Raw genomic sequence first — 24,583 nt, 5'->3', positions numbered from 1 at the left:
GCTGTTACGGCCGCACGGCGCGGCGGCCGGGGCCCGCGAGGCCCATCCCCCTCGCTACCCGCTCTCAGCTGAGGAAACCCCGCAGCAGCGCCGCCGTACCGCCGCAGTGCTCGCGCATCGCCTCGCGCGCCGCGTCCGCGTCGCCGTCCAGGACCGCCTCCACCAGCGCGGTGTGCTGCTGCTGCGAGTGCTCCAAGTTCCGGACCAGCAGCGGAATGCAGTCCAGCAGATCGTTGACCGTCGCGCGGACCGACACATAACTCTCGGTCAGCCGCGCCGAGCCGGACAGCTCCGCGAGCGTCAGATGCAGCAGGGTGTCGCGGCGGCGGTAGTCGCCCAGCGGGGCGTCGTGCGTGGCGGCGAGCGCCGTACGCAGCCGGGCCGCCCCCTCCTCGGTCAGACCGTGCGCCGCGCACAGCCCCGCCGCGCCGACCTCGAGCACCTCGCGGAAGCGCAGCACGTCCTCTATGTCGACCCCCGAGACCCGGCGGCGCAGCTCCTCCTCGGCCCCCTGCGGCGGGGTGTCGGGCCGGCGCCGGACGAACGTGCCGCCGTAGCGCCCACGCCGGCTCTCCACCAGCCCCTCGTCGGCCAGCACCTTCAGCACCTCGCGCAGCGTGACCCGGCTGATCCGCAGCCGCTCCGCCAGATCCCGCTCCGCGGGCAGCCGTTCGCCGCCGGCGACGAGGCCGAGGCGCAGCACCTGCATGATCTGCTCCAGCGCCTCCTCGAATCCGTTGCCCGCGCGTACGGGGCGCAGGACGGGCGTGAGCCGATCGGCCGGCCCACCCTTCTTCGCCGCGTCCTTCTTCGCCACGTCGCCGTTTCCCCTTCCCAATCAATGGTCTTGAGGAATACCTTAAGGTCCCCGGCTGGCCGATGGAGGATTGTCCCGTGGCAGACCGCACCCCCCCGCTCTCCGTCGAGGAGCTCCGCGCCCTGGTGGCGAGCGGCGAGATCGACACCGTTGTCCTGGCTTTCCCCGACATGCAGGGCAGACTCCAGGGCAAGCGGTTCGCCGCGCCGTTCTTCCTCGAAGACGTACTGGAACACGGCACCGAGGGCTGCAACTACCTCCTCGCCGTCGACGTCGAGCTGAACACCGTCGACGGCTACGCGATGTCCTCCTGGGACCACGGCTACGGCGACTTCGCCATGCGTCCCGACCTCGCGACACTGCGCCGCGTCCCCTGGAACGAGGGCACGGCGATGCTCATCGCCGACCTCGCCTGGAACGACGGCTCGCCGGTCGTCGCCGCACCCCGCCAGATCCTGCGCCGCCAGCTGGAGCGCCTCGCCGAGCGCGGCTACACCGCGCACGTCGGCACCGAACTCGAATTCATCGTCTTCAAGGACACCTTCGAGCAGGCCTGGGACAGCGGCTACCGCGGCCTCACGCCCGCGAACCAGTACAACATCGACTACTCCGTCCTCGGCACCGGCCGTATCGAGCCGCTGCTGCGCCGGATCCGCAACGACATGACCGCCGCCGGGCTGACCGTCGAATCGGCCAAGGGCGAGTGCAATCCGGGCCAGCACGAGATCGTCTTCCGTTACGACGAGGCCCTGCTCACCTGCGACCAGCACGCCATCTACAAGACCGGTGCCAAGGAGATCGCCTCGCAGGAGGGCGTCTCGCTCACCTTCATGGCCAAGTACAACGAGCGTGAGGGCAACTCCTGTCACATCCATCTCTCGCTCCAGTCCGCCGACGAACCCGGCACGAACGTCATGGCGGGCGACGATGCCCACGGCATGTCACCCGTGATGCGCCACTTCCTGGCCGGCCAGCTCGCCGCGCTGCGTGACTTCTCCGTCCTGTACGCGCCGAACATCAACTCCTACAAGCGCTTCGCGCCCGGCTCCTTCGCCCCGACCGCCGTCGCGTGGGGCAACGACAACCGCACCTGCTCCCTGCGGGTCGTCGGCCACGGCCGCTCCATGCGCTTCGAGAACCGGCTGCCCGGCGGCGACGTCAACCCCCACCTGGCTGTCGCGGGCCTGGTCGCGGCGGGCCTCTACGGCATCGAGCACGAGCTGGAACTCCCCGAGCCCTGCGCCGGGAACGCCTACACCTCCGAGTACGAGCAGGTCCCCACCACCCTGCGCGAGGCCGCCGACCTCTGGGAGCACAGCCCCATCGCCAAGGCCGCCTTCGGGGACGAGGTCGTCGCCCACTACCTCAATCTGGCGCGTGTCGAACTGGCCGCGTTCGACGCAGCCGTGACCGACTGGGAGCTCCGCCGCTCCTTCGAACGCATGTGAGGAAACGAGCCGTGCCCGACCAGCCGCCCCACGCACACCAGATCCTCGACCCGGCGACCGAGGAGGTCGTCGCCACCGTCCCCGCGACCGGCGCGTCCGAGGTCGACGCGGCCGTCGTACGGGCCGCCGCCGCCCAGCACCGATGGGGGAGCGCCGCCCCCGCCGACCGCGCGCGCCTGCTGCGCCGATTCGCCGCCGTGGTCGACGACCACCTCGAAGAACTCGCCCGGCTGGAGGTCAGGGAGGCCGGCCACACCCTCGGCAACGCGCGCTGGGAGGCGGGCAACGTCCGCGACCTCCTCGACTACGCCGCCGGGGGAGTGGAGCGCCTGACGGGTCGTCAGATTCCGGTCGCCGGCGGGCTCGACATCACCCTCCTCGAACCGCTCGGTGTCGTCGGCGTCATCGCCCCCTGGAACTTCCCCATGCCCATCGCCGCCTGGGGCACCGCACCGGCACTGGCGGCAGGCAACGCCGTACTCCTCAAGCCCGCCGAGACCACCCCGCTGACCGCGCTCCGGCTGGCCGAACTCGCCCTGGAGGCGGGCCTTCCCGAGCATCTGTTCCAGGTCCTTCCGGGCGCCGGGGAAGTCGCGGGCCGGGCGCTGGTCGAGCACCCGGGCGTGGCGAAGATCGTCTTCACCGGCTCCACCCGGGTCGGCAAGGAGATCATGGCCAGTGGCGCGCGGCTCGTGAAGCGCGTGACCCTCGAACTGGGCGGCAAGAGCCCCAACATCGTCTTCGCCGACGCCGACGTGGAGCGGGCGGCGGCGCAGGCGCCCATGGCCTTCCTCGACAACGCGGGACAGGACTGCTGCGCCCGTACCCGCATCCTCGTCCAGCGCACCGCGTACGACCGGTTCCTCGAACTCCTCGCCCCCGCCGTGCGGTCGGTCGTCGTCGGCGACCCGTCGAACGAGAAGACCCAGATGGGCCCGCTGATCTCGCGCACCCAACTGGACCGCGTGCGCGGGTACGTCCCCGAGGGCCGGGAGGCGGCGATCCGGGGCAGCGCCCCCGACGGGCCGGGCTTCTGGTTCCCGCCGACCGTCCTCACCGACGTCCCGGCCGACGACCCCGCCCTGACCGAGGAGATCTTCGGCCCCGTCGCCGTCGTGATCCCGTTCGACGACGAGGAGGACGCGATCCGCCTCGCCAACGACACCGAGTACGGGCTCTCCGGCTCCCTCTGGACCCGCGACATCGGCCGCGCGCTGCGCGTCTCGCGCGCCGTCGCCGCCGGCAATCTGTCCGTCAACTCGCACAGCAGCGTGCGCTACTCGACCCCCTTCGGGGGTTACAAGCAGTCCGGCGTCGGCCGTGAGCTGGGCCCCGACGCACTCACCGCGTTCACCGAGACCAAGAACATCTTCATCAGTACGGAGGCCTGACCCATGCCCGACGAGACCAACCAGAGCGCCGAGGCGCCCGTCTGCCGCCGGCTGGTCGGCCGTACCGCCGTCATCACCGGCGCCGGCAGCGGCATCGGTCTCGCCACCGCGCGCCGCCTCGCCTCCGAGGGCGCGCACGTCGTCTGCGGCGACATCGACGCGGCGGCGGGCAAGGCGGTGGCCGACGAGGTGGGCGGCATCTTCGTACAGGTCGACGTCACCGACGCGGAACAGGTCGACGCCCTCTTCAAGAAGGCGTTCGACACCTACGGCAGCATCGACATCGCCTTCAACAACGCGGGCATCTCGCCGCCGGAGGACGACTCGATCCTCACCACCGGCATCGACGCCTGGCGCCGGGTCCAGGAGGTCAACCTCACCTCCGTTTACCTGTGCTGCAAGGCCGTTCTCCCCTACATGAGGCAGCAGCGGCGCGGCTCGATCATCAACACCGCGTCGTTCGTGGCGACCATGGGCGCGGCCACCAGCCAGATCTCGTACACCGCCTCCAAAGGAGGCGTGCTCGCCATGTCACGTGAGCTGGGCGTGCAGTTCGCCCGCGAAGGGATCCGGGTCAACGCGCTCTGCCCGGGCCCGGTCAACACCCCCCTGCTGCGCGAGCTGTTCGCGAGCGACCCCGAGCGGGCCGCACGGCGGCTGGTGCACATTCCGGGCGGGCGGTTCGCCGAGGCGGACGAGATCGCCGCGGCGGTGGCGTTCCTCGCGAGCGACGACGCGTCGTTCGTCAACGCCACGGATTTCATGGTCGACGGCGGAATCGGCGGAGCGTACGTGACACCGCTCTAGGCTGGCGGGATGAGTATGACGACCCCGCCCGGCTGGTACGTGGACCAGAGTGTGCCCGGCACCGAGCGCTGGTGGGACGGGAACGCCTGGACCGCGCACACCCGGCCGCTCGGCGGCGCCGTTCCTCCCGGCCCGTACCAGCAGCCGCCGTCGTACCAGCAGGGGTACCAACAGCCGTACCAGCAACCGCCGAACGGCGGCACCGGCGGCGGTCGGGGCGGGCGTGCCCGGGCCGTCGTCGCCGTGACCGCCGCGCTCGTCGTCGCCGCGATCCTCGCCGGTGTCACGCTGCTCGGCGACGACGGGACGAAGACCGAGCCCCGCTCCGCTCCGACCACCGGCGAGCCCGCGGCCGGCCCGACGGCCGGCCCCGGCGAGAGCCCCGCGGCCGAGCCGAGTGCCGACCCCGACGTCCTGGTCGATCAGCTCAACGGGATCACCCTGCCCATCCCGGACGACTGGGAGAAGTCGGACAGCTTCGTGGACCGCTCGGTCACCATGACGACCGTGGACGAGTACGAGTGCCCCGGCCGGACGAACCGCTACTGCCGGTACGGCCGGGTCATGTCCTTCACCGCCACCCAGACCGACGCGGACTCTCCCGAGGCCCTCGCCAAGGAGGACATCCAGGAGGCGTCCGACGCCCTGTACGACGAGGACACCATCGGCACGCCCCTCTACGGGAACGTCACCTCGCACACCGTCGTGAAGTCCGAGGCCGTCTCCGTCACCGGACGCGACGGGTACCTGGTGCGCTGGAGGGTCACGACGGGCAAGGGACCGGGCGGTTACGTCCAGTCGCTGGCCTTTCCCTCCGCCATCGGCGCGGGGTCGCTCGTGATCGTCCGGTTCGCCTTCGACGCGGGGCCGAAGGGACCGGCCGTCAGCGGGATGGACACGATCACCAAGGGCATCCGGACGATCGGCGACAGCACGGGCGGCGTCGGCAGCTCCATCGGACCCTCCTGAGCCCCTCCCGAGCCCTCCCCGAGTCCCACCTCGCGCAGGTGGTGCTTCAGAGGAACGTACGGCCCTCGCCCCGGTACGTCGGTACCGACGCCGTCACCCGGTCACCCTCGATCAGCAGCAACTCGTCGAAGCGCTCGCACAGTTCACCGGCCTTCGCGTGCCGGAACCACACCCGGTCGCCGATCAGCAGATCGTCGGCGGCCGAGCCCAGCAACGGGGTCTGCACCTCGCCGGCGCCCTCCTGGGGGTCGTACCGCAACCCCTCCGGCAGATACGGCTCCGGCAGCCGGTCCCGGCCCGCCGCGCCCGACGCCGGATAGCCGCCGCCGAGCACGGTGACCACGCCGACACCCGGCCTGCGCACCACCGGCTGCGCGAAGAGCGCGGCCGGACGGCCCCTGAACGACGTGTAGTTGTCGAACAGCCGCGGTACGTACAGCCCCGACCCGGCGGCGATCTCCGTCACCGAGTCCTCGGCCGCCGTGTGCTGCACACTGCCCGTGCCGCCGCCGTTGACGAACTCCAGCTCCGGCGCCACCAGTCGCACCGCGCGCACCACCGCCCTGCGCCGCTCGGCCAGCTCCTTGCGGGCGGCGGACTGCATCAGCCGCACCGCGCGCGAGCGCAGCGGCCGGCCCGCGACCGAGTCACCGACACCGGCGACATGACCCTCGTACGCCATCAGCCCCACCAGCCGGAAACCGGGCCTGCGGACGACCGACCTGGCCAGCTCGGCCAGTTGGGCCGGCTCACGCAGCGGTGAGCGGCGGGCCCCGATCCGGACCCGCCCGCCGAACATCCGCAGCGCCGTGTCCAGCTCCAGACAGACCCGGATCTCCTCCGTGCCGCCCGCCCGCGAGAGGTCGACGAGGTCCAGCTGCGCGGGATCGTCGATCATCACCGTCACGGCCGCGGCGAGCTTCGGATCGGCGGCGAGCTCCGCGAACGAGCCCCGGTCCGCCGACGGATAGCCGAGCAGCACGTCCTCGAAACCGGCACGCGCCAGCCACAGCGACTCGGCCAGCGTGAACGACATGACGCCCGCGAAGCCGTCGCGCGCCAGGACCCGCTCCAGCAGCGCGCGGCAGCGCACCGATTTGCTGGCGACCCTGATCGGTTTGCCCGCCGCCCGGCGGACGAGATCGTCCGCGTTGGCGTCGAAGGCTTCGAGATCGACCACGGCGAGCGGGGCGTCCAGATGTGCGGTGGCCCGGTCGTACCGGGCCCGGTCGGCGGCGCGGGGAGTCATCTTCCGAGCTTGCCAGACGGGCTTACCCGACGGTAGGGGGATGTTCTGGTCAGATCCGCCCCGACCTGCGGACCTGTTCCCGCGCGGCGCTCTCCAGCCCGTAGAGTGACGCCCACGCGGCGACGAACGGGCCTGCCCCGTCCGGTGATCCGCCGTGGACAAGGCCGTGATCACAGGGGGGCGGATGAGTACCGAAGCGCGGCGCGCGCCCTTGCCGCCCCGCCCCGCCGGCCCACCGCCACCGTCGGGACCCCCGCTCGCGCGGCCCGTCCACGGCCGCGACGAAGCGCCCGGATCCGACCGCGCCGAGAAGCCCCGCGCGAATGAACCCCGCGCCGAGACGACGCGGCCCGATCCGGCCGCCGGGAGCGCGGGCACCAGGCCTCCCGAACGGCCCACGGAGGCGCCGGGCGCAACGCCCGACGGGGCATCCGGCCGGTCGTCCGGTGGGAAGCCCGGCATACCCCCGCGCCCGGCCGGACCGCCCGCACAGCGCACGGCCCCGTGGCGTACAACCCCGCGATCCACCGTGCCGCCCGACGAGGACACGGCCCGCCTTCGCGCGGTCCCCCCGGCCCCGCCCGCCGGCGCCGTACCGCCCCGGCCCACCCGGCCGCCCGCGACACCGCCACCGCCGTCGGCCCCGGCATCCGCGTCCTCGGGCAGGTCCACCCCGCTCCCGCCGCCGCCACCCGGTTACACGTTCTCTCCCGAGCCGTCGCGGCGCCCGGCCGAGCCGCCCGCCCCGCAGCACCGCGGGCCCGCCGGCCCCGTCGACCTCACCCGGCCCCCGGCCGGTGGCCGACCGCTCCCGCCGCCGCCCTACCGCTGGCCGGTGGAGCCTCCCGCGGCCCCCGCCGAGACGACCGCCCGGCTGCGTCCCGTGCCCTCCCGCCACCCCGGCAGGACGGCCGGCGCGATCGTCTGTGTGGTCCTCGGCCTCGGTCTGATCGGCGGCGCCGTCACCGGTACCTGGCTGACCGGGGACTCGTCCGCCGACCCCGCCCCGGGCGCCGGTTACGCGCCGCTCCGTACGCTCTGGCACAGCACCCCTGTCGACACCTTCTTCCCGCGCACCATCAAGGGCGGCGGCGCAGGCCCGGGCGGCGCCGACCGGAGCTGGACCAGGGTCGCCGTGGCACCCGACAGCGGCTGCGGCGGAGCCCTCGATCCGCTCCTCCTGAAGACGCTGCGTCCGGTGGGCTGCGAGAGGGTCCTGCGGGCGACCTACGTGGACGCGACCAGCAGCACTCTCACCACCGTCGGCATGGTCTTCACGGAGGCCGAACCGGCGGGCATGGAGGCGCTGGACGCCCGGTTCACCGACGAGAAACTCGGTGAACGCACCGACCTGATGCCCCGTACCTACCCGGTGAAGGGCACCCTGGCCGCGGGCTTCGGCGACGGGCAGCGCGCGAGCTGGACGGTGAACGTCCTCACCGAGGCCCCCGTCGTCGTGTACGCCGTCTCCGGCTTCGCCGACGGACGCCCTGTCACCGACCCGCAGCCGGTCGCCAAGGCCACCGCCGACGGCGCGAAGACGGCGGCCGCCCAGGCCGGGCTCGGCCATGACGCCAAGGGATTGGCCGACCGGGTCGAGCGCGGTCTGCGTACGACAGCCAGCAAGGCGACGGAGAAGCCCGAATGACCACGCCCAGGCCCACGCCCCCGCCGCCGACGCGCGCGACACCGGCAGCGCGCACGAGGCGACCGGCCCAGCGCCGGCGACACCGCCTCGCCGCCACCCTGGCTGCCGCCTCCTTCCTCCTCGCGGTCCCGGCGACGCCCGCGCACGCGGACGTCATACGCGCCCAGCAGTGGGCCCTCGAAGCGATGCACACCGACGAGGCCTGGCGCACCACCAAGGGCGACGGCATCACCGTCGCCGTGCTCGACACCGGCGTCGACCCCACCCACCCCGACCTCGCCGGGCAGGTGCTGACCGGCAAGGACCTCATCGGCTTCGGCGCCGGGAGCGGCGACCGGGCCTGGGCGCGGCACGGCACGGCCATGGCGGGCATCATCGCGGGCCGGGGACACGGCCCGGGCCGCGAGGACGGTGTCCTCGGGATCGCCCCCCGGGCGAAGATCCTGCCGGTCCGCGTGATCCTCGAAGGCACCGACCCGGACCGGGCCAAGGCCCGCAAGTCGCGCGGCGGTTCACTCGCCGACGGCATCCGCTGGGCCGCCGACAACGGCGCGGACGTCATCAACCTCTCCCTCGGCGACGACAGCGAGTCGGCCCACCCGGAGCCGGGCGAGGACGCCGCCGTCCAGTACGCCCTGTCCAAAGGCGTGGCCGTGGTCGCCTCGGCGGGCAACGGCGGCGAGAAGGGCGACCGCATCTCCTACCCGGCCGCCTATCCCGGCGTGATCGCCGTGACGGCCGTCGACCGCTACGGCACCCACGCCGCGTTCTCCACCCGCCGCTGGTACGCCACCGTCAGCGCGCCCGGTGTCGACGTCGTCATAGCGGACCCCGACCGGCACTACTACGAGGGCTGGGGCACCAGCGCCGCCGCCGCCTTCGTCTCCGGCGCCGTCGCCCTCGTACGCGCGGCCCACCCCGAACTGCGGCCCGCCCAGATCAAGAAGCTGCTCGCCGACACCGCGCGCGACGCCCCGGACAACGGCCGCGACGACTCGACCGGCTACGGCATCGTCGATCCCGCCGCGGCGATCGAGGCGGGCGTCGGGCTGACCACCACGACGGCCGACTCGAAGGACAAGGCGGCCGGCTACACCAAGCGGTACTTCGGCCGCGGTCCCCACAACGCCTCGGGGGAGTCCGAGCCCGCCGCCTGGCTCGCCCCGCTCGCGGGCGGCCTCGGCGCGCTCCTGCTGGCCGGCGCCGTGGTGCTCTGGCGCGGCGGACCGGTCAGCGGACGCCGCCGGCCGCGCTGACGGCCTCGCCGACGGCGGCCCGCGCCGCCGCCTCGACCAGGGTGATGCCGGCGTCCTTCGTGGGATGACCGCCCGACAGGACGGCCACGAGGACGTCGCGGTCGTCGGCGGTGACCCGGCCCACCGAGTTGACGACCCACAGGCCGTCGGGGCCCAGCGGCATCCAGCCGTTCTTCAGCGCCGGCGCGCCGCCCGCCGCCGAGACACCCCACGCCTGGTCAGGCACCACATGGGTCATCAGGTCCGCCACGAAGGCGCGCGAGCGTTCGCTGAGCGGTGTCGCCCCCGCGCCGAACACTGCCTCCAGCAGGGCCAGTTGATCCGTCGCGGTGGTTCGCGTGAGGCCCCAGGACTCGTTCACCGCCGACTCGCGCAGACCGAGGCGCCGGTGGGCCGCGTCCAGTCCCTCGGAGCCGCCGGCCACCCTCAGCAGTTCGGTGGCGGCGTCGTTGTCACTGCGCTCGATCATGCCGGCGGCCGACGCGTGCTCCTGGGGAGTCGGTTCACGGTCCGTGTCCTGCGTGTGCAGCAGGAGCGCGGCGAGGATGCCGAGCTTGACGACGCTGGCGGTGGGATGAGTGGGGGCCGGGGCGTGCCGGTACGCCGTGGTGCGCCCGGTGGCCGGGTCGCGGACGGCGACGTCGTACGTGACGTTCGCGTCGGTGGTGACGACGAGCGGATCGCCCGCAGCGCGCATGTGTCCCCCTCGGTCGGACGTTGATTCTGCCCGGTGCCCGCGACGGGCGTCGAGGGCGCGCCCACTAGGCTCGGCCCGTGGCTCTCAAGAACATTCCCGACTCCGGTTTCTCCGACGACGACGGCACCGCCGACCCCGTCCTCACGGAGGCCCTCGCCGCCTGGTCCGGCGACCGGACAGCCGAGCCGCGCGTCCTCGCCGCCCTCAAGGGCGCCCGGCTGCTCGTCCCGGTCGTCGCCGTCCTCGGCGAGACCGAGACGGACGAGGGGGGGCTGCGGCGCGAGAAGAACAGCGACATGGCGGTCCCCACGCTCCAGGCCGGTGGCCGGCGCGCCCTGCCGGCCTTCACCTCGACCGACGCACTGGCCCGCTGGGACCCGGGGGCACGCCCCGTCGCCGTACCGCTGCACCAGGCGCTGAGCGCGGCGGCGCACGAGAAGGCCGACACGGTCGTCATCGACCTGGCGGGGCCCGTGCCGTACGAACTCGCCGGGCCGGCCCTGTTCGCGCTCGCCGAGGGCCGGACGAGCACCGACCCGCTCGACGATCCCGCCGTCGTCACCGCGGTCAAGGAGGTGGCCGCCGCCGAGCCCTCCGTACTGAGGGCGCATCTCGGCCCCGGCGAGGCGGACGGCATCCTCGCGCTCGTCCTGCTGCCGGACGCCGCCCCGGGGGACGTGGTCGGGCGGATCGCCTCCGCGCTGGCGGCGCACGACGTGCTGAGGGCCCGCCTGGTGCGCGGCCTCGACCTGGCACTGCTGCCGGCCGGTGCCTCGCCCCCGGGCGAGCCCCTGTTCGTACGCGAACTCCCGCGCGATCAGCCGTAGACAGGTCCCGTGTACTTCTCGCCCGGACCCTGGCCCGGCTCGTCCGGGACCAGCGACGCCTCGCGGAAGGCCAGCTGGAGCGACTTCAGCCCGTCCCGCAGCGGCGCCGCGTGGAAGGAGCTGATCTCCGTCGCGCTCGCGTCCATCAGCCCGGCCAGCGCGTGCACCAGCTTGCGGGCCTCGTCCAGGTCCTTGTGCTCGTCGCCGTCCTCCGTGAGACCGAGCTTCACCGCCGCGGCGCTCATCAGATTGACGGCGACGGTCACGATCACCTCGACGGCCGGCACCTCCGCGATGTCCCGGGTCATGGCGTCGAAGTCGGCTGGTTCCCGGTGAGGGGTCGTGTCGCTCATTCGGCACACGATATGCCCAGGCGCAGGAAGAGGGGACAGCCGGTTACCTCACCCGGCCGGGAGCTGCTAACCTTGTGTAACGACCGGTCGGACATGTGTGTGCCCGACCCACAAGTGGAGGCTCCGTTCTCCCACCTGGCCGCCCTCACGGGTGGCGGGTCACCGGTCAGGTGGTCACCATCGTTCCGTACGGACGATGGAACCGCCCGATGCGCCCCGCGGTTCGACGCGGCGGTGTTCCGGTATTCATGGAGCTCCCGCCTGTGTCCCGTCCGGGGCATTTTTCGTTTCCCCTCACGGTTGGTCTGACGAAACAGACGTTACGTGGCTGTCTGCCAGGCAGTCGCGTGGTGCTACCGAGGAGGATCCATCAGCGCTGAGCCCCGCATTAACGACCGGATTCGTGTTCCCGAGGTCCGCCTTGTCGGCCCCAGCGGCGAGCAGGTCGGCATCGTGCCGCTTGCGAAGGCCCTGGAGCTCGCACAGGAGTACGACCTGGACCTGGTCGAGGTCGCGGCGACCGCCCGTCCGCCCGTGTGCAAGCTCATGGATTACGGGAAGTTCAAGTACGAGTCGGCCATGAAGGCCCGTGAGGCGCGCAAGAACCAGGCGCACACGGTCATCAAGGAGATGAAGCTCCGGCCGAAGATCGACCCGCACGACTACGACACCAAAAAGGGTCACGTCGTCCGGTTCCTCAAGCAGGGTGACAAGGTCAAGATCACGATCATGTTCCGTGGTCGCGAGCAGTCCCGCCCCGAACTGGGCTTCAGGCTGCTCCAGCGTCTCGCTTCGGACGTCGAGGAGCTCGGCTTCATCGAGTCGAACCCGAAGCAGGACGGCCGGAACATGATCATGGTTCTGGGCCCGCACAAGAAGAAGACCGAAGCCATGGCCGAGGCCCGCGAGGCCCAGGCGGCCCGCAAGGCGGAGCGCCAGGGTTACGCGACCGACGACCACGTGGACGAGTCTCCGGACGCCGCGAAGGCTCGTGCGGAGGCCAACGCCGAGGCTCCGGCCGAATCGCCCTCCGAGGCGTGACACAGGGGCCGCCGGCCAGGCGCCCCCCGAGTCCCGCCCGGATTCCATACACAGCAATCTGACGCTCCCGCCGCCGGTCCGACCGACCGGCGGGGAGTGCCACTGATGAGGAGAACGGCGCTATGCCGAAGAACAAGACGCACAGCGGTGCGAAGAAGCGCTTTCGCGTGACCGGCTCCGGCAAGATCCTTCGCCAGCGTGCGGGCCGTCGCCACTACCTGGAGCACAAGCCGTCCACCCTGACGCGCCGTCTCGCCGGCACGGTGGAACTGGCGCCGGGTGACGCCGCGAAGGCCAAGAAGCTTCTCGGCCTGTAGGCCCGAGCCCCGCCGCGGGGCGGGGCCCGGCCGCATACCGACCACGCCGTTCTCGGGTCACGTCAACGCCCGTGACCCAGCTACAAGGAGTTAACAAGTGGCACGCGTCAAGCGGGCAGTCAATGCCCACAAGAAGCGCCGGGCGATCCTCGAGCAGGCCAAGGGTTACCGCGGCCAGCGTTCGCGCCTGTACCGCAAGGCCAAGGAGCAGGTAACCCACTCCCTGGTCTACAACTACAACGACCGCAAGAAGCGCAAGGGCGACTTCCGCCGGCTGTGGATCCAGCGGATCAACGCCGCGGCCCGCCAGAACGGGATGACGTACAACCGCCTCATCCAGGGTCTCAACGCCGCCAACATCGAGGTGGACCGCAAGATCCTGGCCGAGCTCGCGGTCAACGACGCCAACGCGTTCGCCGCGCTCGTCGAGGTCGCCCAGAAGGCGCTCCCGAGCGACGTCAACGCCCCGAAGGCCGCCGCCTGATCCCCTGCCGGATCACGGAGCAGAGCACTTCCCCGCCGGACCCGCAGGCACATCGCCTGCGGGTCCGGCGCGTTCCACCCGTACACCGGAGTACGTACGCCTCACCCCAGCCACGCGCGCGTACGTCCGCACGAGAAGCGAGCCGCCGCCCATGGGCACCCCCGAGCTGATCTCTCCGCGTTCCCCGCGTGTCACCGCCGCCCGGCGCCTGGCCAGACGGGCCTTCCGCGGCAAGGAACGCCGGTTCATCGCCGAGGGCCCGCAGGCCGTACGGGAGGCGGTCGAGCACCGGGGGACGGACGGTGTGCCGACGCTGATCGAGCTGTTCACCACCGTCGAGGCGGCCGAGCGGTACGCCGGCATCGTCGAGGCCGCCCACGCCGCCGGGGCGCAGGTGCACTACGCGGACCCCGCCGTCGTCGCCGACGTCTCCCAGACCGTCACCCCGCAGGGGCTGCTCGGCGTCTGCCGCTTCCTGGACTCGCCCTTCGAGTCGGTCCTGCGGGCGCGGCCCCGACTCGTCGCCGTCCTCGCGCACGTACGCGACCCGGGCAACGCGGGCACCGTGCTGCGCTGCGCCGACGCGGCGGGAGCCGACGCCGTCGTCCTCACCGACGCGTCCGTCGACCTCTACAACCCCAAGTCGGTCCGGGCGTCGGTCGGTTCGCTCTTCCATCTGCCGGTCGCCGTCGGTGTCCCCGTCGAGGAGGCCGTGGCGGGCCTGCGGGGGGCGGGAGTCCGTGTCCTCGCCGCGGACGGGGCGGGCGACGACGACCTGGACGACGAGCTCGACGCGGGCACCATGGGCGGTCCGACGGCCTGGATCTTCGGCAACGAGGCATGGGGGCTGCCGGCCGAGACGCGGGCGCTTGCGGACGCCGTCGTACGCGTTCCGATCCACGGCAGGGCCGAGAGTCTGAACCTGGCGACCGCCGCGGCCGTATGTCTCTACGCCTCGGCCCGGGCACAGCGTGTCCGCACTGTGAGCTGAGGGGGTCCGCGCAGTCACCTTGAGCGATGAGAGCGAGTAGGGTGACCGGAAACTCGGGGGCCCACTGTGCTCTTCGGAAGAGGTGGGATGCGGGCATGACGGTCGGGGCGAGCGGGTCGGCCATCACACGGGGACCCGTCAGGCCTGGTCCCGGCGGCACCGGTCCCCCGGACCTCGCACGGGACGTGGGCGACCTCGGCCAGGAGGACCCCGGCCAGGACTTCGGCCAGGATTTCGGGATCGATCCCGACGACCTCCCGGACGGTCTCGTCGTCGCCGACGAGACGGGCCGGGTGATCTGCTTCAACGCCGCCGCCGCCCGGATCACCGCCGTCGTCGCGGTCGAGGCCGTCGGCAGCTCCCTGGAGCGCGCGCTGCCCCTCGAAGACCTCGAAGGGCGCCGCTGGTGGGCTCTCACCGATCCGTACGGCGGTCTCCTCACCCGCTACGGCCAGCCCGAACGCAATCTGCTGCTCCCGGGCGGCCGTGAGGTGCTGGTCTCCGCCCGCTACGTCCGCGCGTATCCCCAGGGGCCCGTCCGCAGGCTCGTCGTCAGTATCCGAGGCACCGAGGCCCGGCGCCGTACCGAACGAAGCCACGCCGAGCTGATCGCGACCGTGGCGCACGAGCTGCGCTCCCCGCTCACCTCGGTGAAGGGCTTCACCGCGACGCTGCTCGCCAAGTGGGAACGGTTCACCGACGACCAGAAGCGGCTGATGCTGGAGACCGTCGACGCCGACGCGAACCGGGTCACCAGACTCATCGCCGAGCTGCTCGACATCTCGCGGATCGACTCCGGACGCCTGGAGGTGCGCCGCCAGCCGGTCGACATCGGCACCGCCGTCGGCCGTCACATCCAGTCCATCACCGCTTCCGGACAGTCCCCGGACCGTTTCCTCGTACGGATCCAGCAACCGCTGCCCGCGCTCTGGGCGGATCCCGACAAGATCGACCAGATACTCGGCAACCTGCTGGAAAACGCGGTGCGCCACGGCGCGGGAACCGTCACCATCGAGGTGGCACCCGCCCAGGTCAAACATGTCGAGTACGCGCACGCGGAACACGCGAACGCGGAGCACACCCACGCCGACGGCGGCGCGAAAGGAACAGCGGTCACCGTGAGCGACGAAGGCCCCGGCATCCCCGAGGAGTCGATGGGCCGTGTCTTCACCCGTTTCTGGCGGGGGAGCAAGCGCGGTGGCACGGGCCTGGGCCTGTACATCGTCAAGGGCATCGTCGAGGCGCACGGCGGGACGATCACCGTCGGCCGCGGGCCCGGCGGCGGGGCTCAGTTCCGATTTATCCTGCCCGTCGGCGCCCCGGCCTACCTCGCCTGAGCAGGCCCTCACCGCCGACGGGCTTCTTCACTCCGTACGGCCTTTAGACTCGACCCCTGGCACCTTTGCGTCCTCGGGCAATCGAGCGGGGTCGTTTTCGCCTGGATCCTGTCCGGTCGGTCTTCGTGGGCCCGCGAAGCCTGGCACCGCACCTCGCTGCGTTGCCGGAGTCGTCCAAGTACGTCCAGTACGAGGACGATCCTCCGCCTTGCGATGCACGGCACCAGGCAACGCGGGCTGACCCACGAAGACCGACCGGACAGGATCCAACCAACCGGAAGCACGGGAAGAGATGTCCGCACCCAACAAGTCGTACGACCCAGTCGAGGTCGAGGCGCTGAAACCGGAAGAGATCGAGCGCATGCGGGACGAGGCGCTCGCCGCCTTCGCCGCCGCGGGCGACCTCGACGCGCTCGCTCACGCGAAGACGGCGCACGCCGGCGGCACCTCGCCCCTGTCGCTCGCCAACCGTGAGATCGGCGCGCTGCCCCCGCAGGCCAAGGCCGAGGCGGGCAAGCGTGTCGGCCAGGCACGCGCGGCCGTGAACAAGGCGCTCGCCGCCCGGCAGGTGGAGCTGGAGGCCGAGCGTGACGCGCGGGTGCTGGTCGAGGAGGCGGTGGACGTCACCCTGCCCTACGACCGCGTCCCGGCCGGCGCCAGGCACCCGCTCACCACACTGATGGAGCGCATCGCCGACATCTTCACGGCCATGGGCTACGCGGTGGCGGACGGCCCCGAGGTCGAGGCGGAGTGGTTCAACTTCGACGCCCTGAACTTCGTGCCCGACCACCCGGCGCGCCAGATGCAGGACACCTTCTTCGTCCAGGACCGGGACGGCAAGGCCGGCGACGAGTCCGGAGTGGTGCTGCGTACGCACACCTCGCCGGTCCAGGCGCGCGCGATGCTCGACCGTGAGCCGCCCGTCTATGTCATCTGCCCGGGCCGCGTCTACCGCACCGACGAGCTGGACGCCACCCACACCCCGGTCTTCCACCAGGTCGAGCTGCTCGCCGTGGACGAGGGCCTGACCATGGCCGACCTCAAGGGCACCCTCGACCACATGGTCCAGGAGCTCTTCGGCGGTGAGGGCATGAAGACCCGGCTGCGGCCGAACTTCTTCCCCTTCACCGAGCCGTCCGCCGAGATGGACATGGTCTGCTACGTCTGCCGCGGCGAGTCCGTCGGCAACCCGGACCGGCCCTGCCGCACCTGCGGCAGCGAGGGCTGGATCGAGCTGGGCGGCTGCGGCATGGTCAACCCGAAGGTGCTCGTCGCCTGCGGGGTGGACCCCGAGAAGTACAGCGGATTCGCCTTCGGGTTCGGCATCGAGCGGATGCTGATGTTCCGCCACAACGTCGAAGACATGCGAGACATGGTCGAGGGTGACGTCCGGTTCACCCGGCCGTTCGGGATGGAGATCTGATGCGCGTCCCGCTTTCCTGGCTGCGGGAGTACGTCGACCTGCCGGCCACCGAGACCGGCCGCGACGTGCAGGCCAGGCTCGTCCCCGCCGGTCTTGAGGTCGAGACGGTCGAGCAGCTCGGCGCCGGCCTCAAGGGCCCGATCGTCGTCGGCAAGGTCCTCACCGTCGAGGAGCTGACGGAGTTCAAGAAGCCCATCCGCTTCTGCACCCTCGACGTCGGGGACGCCAACGGCACCGGCGAACCGCAGGAAGTCATCTGCGGCGCGCGGAACTTCGCCGTCGGCGACAAGGTCGTGGTGGTCCTGCCCGGCGCCGTGCTGGCCGGCGGTTTCGAGATCTCCGCGCGCAAGACGTACGGCCGGACCTCGCACGGCATGATCTGCTCCAGCGCCGAGCTCGGCATGGGCGACGACGGCAGCGGCGGCATCGTCGTCCTGCCGCCGGAGTATGAGGTGGGCACCGACGCGATCGAGCTGCTCCAGCTCATCGACGAGGTCCTCGACATCGCCGTCACACCCGACCGCGGCTACTGCCTGTCGATGCGTGGCATCGCCCGCGAGACCGCCACCGCGTACGGGCTCCCGCTGCGCGACCCGGCGCTGCTCGACGTGCCCGCGCCGAACTCCTACGGCCACCGTGTGGAGATCGCCGACTCCGTCGGCTGCGACCACTTCACCGCCCGGACGGTCACCGGCCTCGACCCCGAGGCGCGCTCGCCGATCTGGCTCAAGCGCAGGCTCCAGAAGGCCGGGATGCGGCCGATCTCGCTGGCCGTCGACATCACCAACTACGTGATGCTGGAGATCGGCCAGCCGCTGCACGCGTACGACCGTAAGCGGGTCGAGGGCGCGATCGGTGTCCGGCGTGCCGAGCAGGGCGAGGTACTGACCACGCTCGACGGCGTCAAGCGCGTCCTGGACGCGGCCGACCTCGTCATCACCGACGACCGCGGTCCCATCGGCCTCGCCGGTGTGATGGGCGGCGCCGACACCGAGATCGCCGACGGCGAGATCGCGCCGAGTCCGCTCTCCTCGTCCGCCGCCGCTCGCGCGGCGCGCGGCACCACCGAGGTCGTCATCGAGGCGGCGCACTTCGAGCCGATCTCCATCGCCCGTACCGCGCGCCGGCACAAGCTGGCCTCCGAGGCGTCCAGGCGCTTCGAGCGCGGCGTCGACCCGCACGCCGCCCCGGCGGCGGCGCAGCGGACCGTCGATCTGCTCGTGCTGCTCGCGGGCGGCTCGGCGGAGGCCGGTGTCACCGAGGTCGTCGCACCGTCCGGCCCGCACACCATCACGATGGCCGCCGACCACCCCGACCGGGTGGCCGGGCTCGCGTACGGCAGGGAGACCGTCGTCCGCAGGCTCCAGCAGGTCGGCTGCGACGTCCAGGGACAGGACGAGCTGATCGTCACCGTCCCGAGCTGGCGTCCCGACCTGCGCGAGATCAACGACCTCGCCGAAGAGGTCATCCGGCTGGAGGGGTACGAGAATCTGCCCTCCACGCTGCCCAGGCCGCCGGCCGGTCGCGGGCTCACCGAGCGGCAGCGGCTGTACCGCAGGGTCGGCCGCGCGCTGGCGGGCGCGGGCTATGTCGAGGTGCTGAACTACCCGTTCATCGGTACGGCGCAGCTCGACCAGCTCGGACTGGACGCCGACGACGACCGTCGCCGTACGGTCGACCTCGTCAACCCGCTCGTCGACACCGAGCCCGCGATGCGCACGACCCTGCTGCCGGGCCTCTTCGGCGCGCTGCGCCGTAACGACGGCCGCGGCTCGCACGATCTGGCGCTGTACGAGTCGGGCCTGGTCTTCCGCCCCACGGGCGAGGAGAAGGTACCGGCCAGGCTGCCCGTCGACCGGCGCCCCACCCCGGAACAGCTCGCGTCGCTCGACGCCGCGCTGCCCCGGCAGCCGCGCCACGCGGCCGTGGTCCTCGCCGGTGCGCGTGAGCAGGCCGGCTGGTGGGGCGCGGGCCGCCCCGCCGACTGGGCCGACGCGGTCGAGGCGGCGCGTACGGTCGCCGCCGAGGCAGGCGCGGAGCTGACGGTGGAGTCCGGCCAGTACGCGCCGTGGCACCCCGGCCGCTGCGCGGCGCTGTACGTCACGGTGGACGGCGAGCGGACCCTGGTCGGCCACGCCGGTGAGGTGCACCCGCGCGTCATCAAGGCGTACGGCCTGCCGGAGCGCACCTGCGCCATGGAGCTCGAACTGGACCTCGTGGAGCGGGCGGGCACGGGCCCGCTGCGGGCGCCGCGGATCTCGACCTTCCCGGTCGCCACCCAGGACGTGGCCCTGGTCGTGGCCGAGGACGTGCCGGCCGCCCATGTGGAGCGGGCGCTTCGCGAGGGCGCGGGTGAACTGCTCGAATCGCTCCGGCTGTTCGACGTGTTCACCGGTGAGCAGCTGGGCGAGGGGCGCAAGTCCCTGGCGTACGCGCTCCGCTTCCGCGCCGCGGACCGGACACTGACCGTGGACGAGGCGTCCGCCGCGCGCGACAGCGCGGTGGCGCTGGCTGCCGAGCGTACGGGCGCGGTGCTGCGGGGGGCGTGAGCCCGCGCGGCACGGAAACGGCCGAACGACCGAGGGGCGCGTCCGGATTCAGGTCCGGTCGCGCCCCTCGGCCGTTCTCTCTCGGTGAGGTGGGACTCACACGGATACCGGCGCAGGCCGGGGGGACGAACACTGCGCCGTATCCGCCTCGCAACCGCTGACGCGGCCGGTGCGCCGCCCGCCCCGCCGCGGAGTCGGGCAGGTTGGCGGGGCGGACGACGCGAGGTGGGCCGCCGTACCGCACGAGGGGGAGTGCGGCGGCCCGGCCGCTCTTTGCGAGGCGACCAGTCAACAGCGGCGGCGCCGGGCGTGACAGGGCGCACAATGGCCAGATCCGGGCATTACGTTCACACCCCGTGCGATGTCCCGCTCCATTACGCTGTGGCCTCCGAGCTCCGGAGGGGCCATATGCAGCCCAACACCCTGCTGGATTCCCTGATCGACGAGGCGGGCATGTCCCACGCCGGGTTCGCCGCCCGGGTCAACCGGGCGGGACAGACGTGCGGGCTCGGCCTCCGGTACGAACACACGTCTGTGCTGCGGTGGTTGAGGGGCCAGCGGCCACGGGGCCAGGTGCCCGAGCTGATCTGTCAGGTGCTGGGGGAACGCCTGGGGCGCACCCTCACGCTCGACGACATCGGCCTGGGCGTGAGCCCCGGGACACCGGGCCGCGACGCCACCCTCTCGGTCTTCGTGGAGCGGGCCACCGCGCTGTGGCGCTCCGACCAGCAGCAGCGCGGTCACGTCGTGGCCGCGCCCGCCATCACCGGTACGCACGCCGTGATGCCGGTCTGGGAGTGGGAGAACCCGCCGGGGGACGCGGACGTCTCGCGCGTCGGGCCGGGCCGCGTCGGCCCGGCCGACGTCGAACTCCTGCGGACGGCCAGGGCGCACTACGAGCTGATGTACCGCAGGGCGGGCGGACTCGCCACCCACGCGCGGATCGTGGGCTTCCTCAACGCCGAGACGGCGCCCCTGCTGCGCGGCGGCTACAGCGACGCGACGGGCCGCCAACTGCACCGCGCCACCGGTGGGTTGGTGGCGGTGGCCGGTATCTGCGCGTACGACTCCGACGCGCAGGGGCTCGCTCAGCGCTACTTCCACCAGGCGCTGCGGCTGGCGAAGGCCAGCGGGGACACCGGACTCGGCGCGTACGCCGTCGCGCTGCTCGTCAACCAGTCGCTGTTCATGGGGGAGTACCGGCAGGCGGTGGCCTTCGCCGAGGCGGCGCTGCGTACGGCGGGGCGGGCGATCACACCGGCACTGGCCGCCGATCTGTACGCGATGCAGGCCAAGTCGTACGCCCTGCTCGGCGACGGGAGCGGGGCGCGGGCGTGCATCGGGCGGGCGGAGGCGGAGGCGGGGCGGATCAGACCGGGGCAGGAGCCGGACGAGACCGGCTATGTCGAACCGGGCCTGGTCAACGTGCAGGTCGCGGAGGCGCTGCTGAGCCTCGGCGAACTGACGGCCGCGCGGACGCACGCCACGGAGGCGGTGGGCGCGCCGGCGCACGACCGGGGGCGGGTGCACCGGCTCGCGATGCTCAGCCAGATCGAGCTGCGGCAGGGCGAACCGGACCGGGCGGCCCGTACGGCGAGGGAGATGGCCGAGCGTGCCCGGGGAATGGAGTCGCTGCGGCTCAGGGACCGGATGGGCATGGTGCGGCTGGGGCTGCTGGAGAGCGGCTCGGCGGAGGCGACGGAAGCGGCCGGATTCATCGCACGGGCCTTGCGCGTTCCCCTGTGAGGACGTGACTGCTGCGATATTGCCAACTCCCAACCGGAAGGTGGCAAAACCGTGCAGTGGGCGAACTTAAGCGAACAGACTGTGTATGAAAATCGCTGGTTCCAGGTCAATCTGGCGGACGTCGAACTCCCCAACGGCCGGCACCTGGACCACTTCCTCATCCGGCTCCGCCCGGTGGCGGTGGCGACGGCGGTCAACGAGGCCAACGAGGTGCTGATGCTCTGGAGGCACCGCTTCATCACCGACAGCTGGGGCTGGGAACTCGCCGCCGGAGTGGTCGAGGACGGCGAGTCCGTCGAGGGGGCGGCGGCGCGGGAGATGGAGGAGGAGACGGGGTGGCGGCCCGGCCGCCTCCGGCATCTGCTCACCGTCGAGCCGTCCAACGGACTGACCGACGCCAGGCACCATCTCTACTGGTCGGACGCGGCGACCTACACCGGGTATCCGCAGGACGACTTCGAATCCTCCCGCCGGGAGTGGGTCCCGCTGGGGCTCGTTCCCGAGATGATCGCGCGAGGTGAGGTGCCGGCCGCCAACATGGCGGCCGGACTGCTGATGCTCCATCATCTGCGCCTGGGAGGCGGCGGCTAGCGCCTGGCGGACCGGGCTTCCGTCGTCGGCGGCCGGGGGACCCGGCCGGACGGGTGGAAGCCCGTACTCAGCCGTACGGGTAGAAGCCCGAGCCCGACTTGCGGCCGAGGCGCCCCGCGTCCACCATGCGCTGAAGCAGCGGGGGAGCGGCGTACAGCGGCTCCTTGTACTCCGCGTACATCGAGTCGGCGACCGACGCGACCGTGTCCAGGCCGATCAGATCGGCGAGCTTGAGCGGGCCCATCGGGTGGGCGCAGCCCATCTCCATGCCGTTGTCGATGTCCTCGCGGCTCGCGATACCGGACTCGAACATCCGGATGGCCGAGAGGAGATAAGGAATAAGCAGGGCGTTCACCACGAAACCGGACCGGTCCTGGGCGCGGATCGCGTGCTTGCCCAGCACGTCCTGGACGACGGCCTCGGCGCGCTTGACCGTGTCGTCGGACGTCGTCAGTGCCGGGATCAGCTCGACCAGCTGCTGGACCGGTGCCGGGTTGAAGAAGTGGATGCCGATCACCTGGTCGGGACGGGACGTCGCGACGGCCAGCTTGACCAGCGGGATGGAGGAGGTGTTGGACGACAGGATCGCGTCGGCGCGGGTCACGACCTGATCCAGGACCTGGAAGATCTCCGTCTTGACCTGCTCGTTCTCGACGACGGCCTCGATCACCAGATCACGGTCGGCGAACTCCCCGAGGTCGGTGGTGAAACTGAGCCTGCCGAGCGTCGCGTCGCGCTCCTCCTCGGTGATCTTGCCGCGTTCGGCGGCCTTCGAGAGGGAGTTGAAGAGGCGGGTGCGCCCTATCTCCAGGGCCTCGCCGGTGGTCTCGGCGACCATCACCGCAAGGCCGCTGCGCGCGCACACCTCCGCGATGCCTGCGCCCATCTGGCCGCAGCCCACCACTCCGACGCGTTCGATGTCGGTCACATCGTGCCTTTCCCTGGTCCCAGTCCTGCCGGGCCCCGTGTGATTCCGGTGCCCGTCCCGGCCCCCGACGTTACTCCGCGCAGGTGTGTGCACGGCGGGCCGGGGCGGGCATGCTGTGCGGCAACATCCGACCGAGATAACCGACGAGGGGTCAATAAATGCGGCAAATCGGTAGAAGAGGGTTCGTGGCGGCAACGGCCGGCGCGCTCACGTCGCTGGCGGTGGCGGGCGAGGCCGTCGCCGCGACCGCGGCCAACGGGGCGGCGGCGGGCGCGGAGGGCGCCGCCGGGTCCGGTGGCCGGCACAGCACACACACCGAACTGCGCGGAATGTGGCTCGCCACGGTCGTCAACCGCGACTGGCCGTCGAAGCCCGGACTGCCGGCGGCCGAACAGCGCGCGGAACTCCTGAAGTTCCTGGACACCGCCGTCGACCGGAAGCTGAACACCGTCGTCTTCCAGGTGCGGCCGACCGCCGACGCGCTGTGGCCCTCGCCGTTCGAGCCGTGGGCCGAGTGTCTGACCGGCGTACAGGGCAAGGACCCGGGCTGGGACCCACTGGGTACGGCCGTGAAGGAGGCCCACAAGCGGGGTCTCGAACTGCACGCCTGGTTCAACCCGTACCGCGTGGCCAACCACACGGACCCGTCGAGGCTCATCCCGAGCCACCCGGCGCGCAAGCACCCGGACTGGGTCCTTCCGTACGGCGGGAAGCTGTACTACAACCCGGGCATCCCGGAGGTCAGGAAATTCGTCCAGGACGCGATGCTCGACGCCGTACGGCGCTACGACATCGACGCGGTGCACTGGGACGACTACTTCTATCCGTACCCGGTCGCCGGCCAGGTCTTCGAGGACGACGCGCAGTACGCGAAGTACGGCGCGGGCTTCCCCGACAAGGCCTCCTGGCGGCGCGACAACACCGACCGGCTGGTGCGCGAGACGGCCGAGCGGATCAAGAAGATCAAGAAGCACGTCGCCTTCGGCATCAGCCCGTTCGGGGTGTGGCGCAACATCGCCACCGACCCGACCGGCTCCGACACCAAGGCGGGCGTGCAGACCTACGACGATCTGTACGCCGACACCCGGAAGTGGGTCAAGGAGGGCTGGATCGACTACATCACCCCGCAGATCTACTGGAACATCGGCTTCGCCGCGGCCGACTACGCGAAGCTCGTCCCCTGGTGGAGCGAGGTGGTGAAGGGCACGGGCGTCGACCTGTACATCGGCGAGGCCCTCTACAAGGCGGGGGACCCCGCCCAGCCCGCGCCGTGGCAGGACGTGGCGGAGGTCTCCCGTCATCTGACCTTCGCGAAGCAGTACCCGGAAGTGCGCGGGCACTGCTACTTCTCCGCGCTGGAGTGCGTCAACGACAAGAACGGCGCGTTCGCGAGGGCGGTGGCCGACCACTACAAGTCACGGGTTCGGCCGCCCCGGCAGGGCTGATCCACGAAGACCGGCCAGGAGGACGCGCCGCAGGACACGCCCTAGGGCGTGTTTTGAAAGTGGCGTCGTCCGCCCGCAGGGCGGGGCTCACGGCGTCTGGTGCGTGCGATCGCAAGGGGGAGGATCGCTCTCGTACCGGGCGTACTCGGGCGACCCGACAACGCGGCGAGCGTGCGTGCCAGGTGCCGTGAGCCAGACGGGACTTTCAAAACACGCCCTAGGCTTGTTCTTTATCTACCAAGATCTTCCGGGCTTGCCGATGGCCCTGA

At 71.9% G+C, this 24,583-nt stretch carries 22 protein-coding genes; 17 read left to right on the top strand and 5 right to left on the bottom strand.

Annotated features, from left to right (window positions below):
• Positions 1 to 64 precede the first annotated feature (64 nt).
• On the bottom strand, positions 65 to 817 hold the full coding sequence (locus tag IEY79_RS27835; protein WP_229701186.1) for a FadR/GntR family transcriptional regulator: 753 nt from the start codon (positions 815 to 817) through the stop codon (positions 65 to 67).
• 77 nt (positions 818 to 894) lie between these two features.
• On the opposite strand from IEY79_RS27835, the gene IEY79_RS27830 reads away from it, so the two are divergent.
• The 4 genes from IEY79_RS27830 to IEY79_RS27815 are packed head-to-tail and all read left to right on the top strand — an operon-like array spanning position 895 to position 5,432.
• The gene (locus IEY79_RS27830; RefSeq protein WP_189110378.1) at positions 895 to 2,265 is read left to right on the top strand and encodes a glutamine synthetase family protein; all 1,371 of its coding nucleotides are present in this window, start codon (positions 895 to 897) and stop codon (positions 2,263 to 2,265) included.
• 11 nt (positions 2,266 to 2,276) lie between these two features.
• Positions 2,277 to 3,656: an aldehyde dehydrogenase family protein gene (locus IEY79_RS27825; RefSeq protein WP_229701185.1), complete on the top strand. Its 1,380-nt coding sequence runs from the start codon at positions 2,277 to 2,279 to the stop codon at positions 3,654 to 3,656.
• A gap of 3 nt (positions 3,657 to 3,659) precedes the next feature.
• On the top strand, positions 3,660 to 4,463 hold the full coding sequence (locus tag IEY79_RS27820; protein ID WP_189110377.1) for a 3-oxoacyl-ACP reductase: 804 nt from the start codon (positions 3,660 to 3,662) through the stop codon (positions 4,461 to 4,463).
• A gap of 9 nt (positions 4,464 to 4,472) precedes the next feature.
• Positions 4,473 to 5,432: a DUF2510 domain-containing protein gene (locus tag IEY79_RS27815; RefSeq protein WP_189110376.1), complete on the top strand. Its 960-nt coding sequence runs from the start codon at positions 4,473 to 4,475 to the stop codon at positions 5,430 to 5,432.
• 46 nt (positions 5,433 to 5,478) lie between these two features.
• On the opposite strand, the gene IEY79_RS27810 is transcribed toward IEY79_RS27815, so the two are convergent.
• Positions 5,479 to 6,681, bottom strand: coding sequence for an amino acid deaminase/aldolase (locus IEY79_RS27810; RefSeq protein WP_189110375.1), 1,203 nt, complete (start codon positions 6,679 to 6,681; stop codon positions 5,479 to 5,481).
• 835 nt (positions 6,682 to 7,516) lie between these two features.
• Between IEY79_RS27810 and IEY79_RS27805 the strand changes: the two genes are divergently transcribed.
• Complete coding sequence (locus tag IEY79_RS27805; RefSeq protein ID WP_189110374.1) at positions 7,517 to 8,329, top strand: hypothetical protein; 813 nt, start codon at positions 7,517 to 7,519, stop codon at positions 8,327 to 8,329.
• Positions 8,326 to 9,585: a type VII secretion-associated serine protease mycosin gene (gene mycP / locus IEY79_RS27800; protein WP_189110373.1), complete on the top strand. Its 1,260-nt coding sequence runs from the start codon at positions 8,326 to 8,328 to the stop codon at positions 9,583 to 9,585. Before IEY79_RS27805 ends, mycP begins: the two co-directional genes overlap by 4 nt.
• Here mycP and IEY79_RS27795 read toward each other — a convergent pair.
• On the bottom strand, positions 9,560 to 10,282 hold the full coding sequence (locus tag IEY79_RS27795; protein ID WP_189110372.1) for a serine hydrolase: 723 nt from the start codon (positions 10,280 to 10,282) through the stop codon (positions 9,560 to 9,562). The two genes, mycP and IEY79_RS27795, sit on opposite strands and share 26 nt — an antisense overlap.
• Positions 10,283 to 10,359: 77 nt before the next feature.
• Here IEY79_RS27795 and IEY79_RS27790 point away from each other — a divergent pair, with 77 nt between their 5' ends.
• Positions 10,360 to 11,109, top strand: coding sequence for an SseB family protein (locus IEY79_RS27790; protein WP_189110371.1), 750 nt, complete (start codon positions 10,360 to 10,362; stop codon positions 11,107 to 11,109).
• Here the strand turns inward: IEY79_RS27790 and IEY79_RS27785 are convergent.
• Complete coding sequence (locus IEY79_RS27785; RefSeq protein ID WP_189110370.1) at positions 11,100 to 11,462, bottom strand: DUF1844 domain-containing protein; 363 nt, start codon at positions 11,460 to 11,462, stop codon at positions 11,100 to 11,102. The genes IEY79_RS27790 and IEY79_RS27785 overlap by 10 nt on opposite strands.
• A gap of 324 nt (positions 11,463 to 11,786) precedes the next feature.
• Between IEY79_RS27785 and infC the strand changes: the two genes are divergently transcribed.
• The 9 genes from infC (at position 11,787) to IEY79_RS27740 (ending at position 21,941) form a co-directional block, all read left to right on the top strand.
• Positions 11,787 to 12,503 (top strand): translation initiation factor IF-3, encoded by a 717-nt coding sequence (infC, locus tag IEY79_RS27780; RefSeq protein WP_189110369.1) that lies wholly within the window; start codon positions 11,787 to 11,789, stop codon positions 12,501 to 12,503.
• Between the two features lie 122 nt (positions 12,504 to 12,625).
• Complete coding sequence (gene rpmI / locus IEY79_RS27775; protein WP_078078233.1) at positions 12,626 to 12,820, top strand: 50S ribosomal protein L35; 195 nt, start codon at positions 12,626 to 12,628, stop codon at positions 12,818 to 12,820.
• A 97-nt stretch (positions 12,821 to 12,917) separates the two neighbouring features.
• Positions 12,918 to 13,304, top strand: coding sequence for a 50S ribosomal protein L20 (gene rplT, locus IEY79_RS27770; RefSeq protein WP_023542860.1), 387 nt, complete (start codon positions 12,918 to 12,920; stop codon positions 13,302 to 13,304).
• A gap of 151 nt (positions 13,305 to 13,455) precedes the next feature.
• Positions 13,456 to 14,295 (top strand): TrmH family RNA methyltransferase, encoded by an 840-nt coding sequence (locus IEY79_RS27765; RefSeq protein WP_189110368.1) that lies wholly within the window; start codon positions 13,456 to 13,458, stop codon positions 14,293 to 14,295.
• 95 nt (positions 14,296 to 14,390) lie between these two features.
• On the top strand, positions 14,391 to 15,632 hold the full coding sequence (locus tag IEY79_RS27760) for a sensor histidine kinase (RefSeq protein ID WP_189110367.1): 1,242 nt from the start codon (positions 14,391 to 14,393) through the stop codon (positions 15,630 to 15,632).
• Between the two features lie 292 nt (positions 15,633 to 15,924).
• Positions 15,925 to 17,055 carry a phenylalanine--tRNA ligase subunit alpha gene (gene pheS, locus IEY79_RS27755; protein ID WP_189110366.1) on the top strand — a complete coding sequence of 377 codons (1,131 nt, stop codon included), beginning with the start codon at positions 15,925 to 15,927 and terminating at the stop codon, positions 17,053 to 17,055.
• On the top strand, positions 17,055 to 19,604 hold the full coding sequence (gene pheT / locus IEY79_RS27750; RefSeq protein WP_189110365.1) for a phenylalanine--tRNA ligase subunit beta: 2,550 nt from the start codon (positions 17,055 to 17,057) through the stop codon (positions 19,602 to 19,604). Before pheS ends, pheT begins: the two co-directional genes overlap by 1 nt.
• A 408-nt stretch (positions 19,605 to 20,012) precedes the next feature.
• Positions 20,013 to 21,350, top strand: coding sequence for a tetratricopeptide repeat protein (locus IEY79_RS27745; protein WP_189110364.1), 1,338 nt, complete (start codon positions 20,013 to 20,015; stop codon positions 21,348 to 21,350).
• Positions 21,351 to 21,401: 51 nt separating this feature from the next.
• Positions 21,402 to 21,941 (top strand): NUDIX hydrolase, encoded by a 540-nt coding sequence (locus IEY79_RS27740; protein WP_189110363.1) that lies wholly within the window; start codon positions 21,402 to 21,404, stop codon positions 21,939 to 21,941.
• Positions 21,942 to 22,008: 67 nt separating this feature from the next.
• On the opposite strand, the gene IEY79_RS27735 is transcribed toward IEY79_RS27740, so the two are convergent.
• Positions 22,009 to 22,869 carry a 3-hydroxybutyryl-CoA dehydrogenase gene (locus IEY79_RS27735; protein ID WP_189110362.1) on the bottom strand — a complete coding sequence of 287 codons (861 nt, stop codon included), beginning with the start codon at positions 22,867 to 22,869 and terminating at the stop codon, positions 22,009 to 22,011.
• A gap of 158 nt (positions 22,870 to 23,027) precedes the next feature.
• On the opposite strand from IEY79_RS27735, the gene IEY79_RS27730 reads away from it, so the two are divergent.
• Positions 23,028 to 24,314: a glycoside hydrolase family 10-like protein gene (locus tag IEY79_RS27730; protein ID WP_189110361.1), complete on the top strand. Its 1,287-nt coding sequence runs from the start codon at positions 23,028 to 23,030 to the stop codon at positions 24,312 to 24,314.
• Positions 24,315 to 24,583 lie beyond the last annotated feature (269 nt).

This window comes from Streptomyces camponoticapitis, from assembly GCF_014646115.1.
Classification (GTDB): domain Bacteria; phylum Actinomycetota; class Actinomycetes; order Streptomycetales; family Streptomycetaceae; genus Streptomyces; species Streptomyces camponoticapitis.
This window is presented reverse-complemented; position numbering and strand designations above follow the sequence as displayed.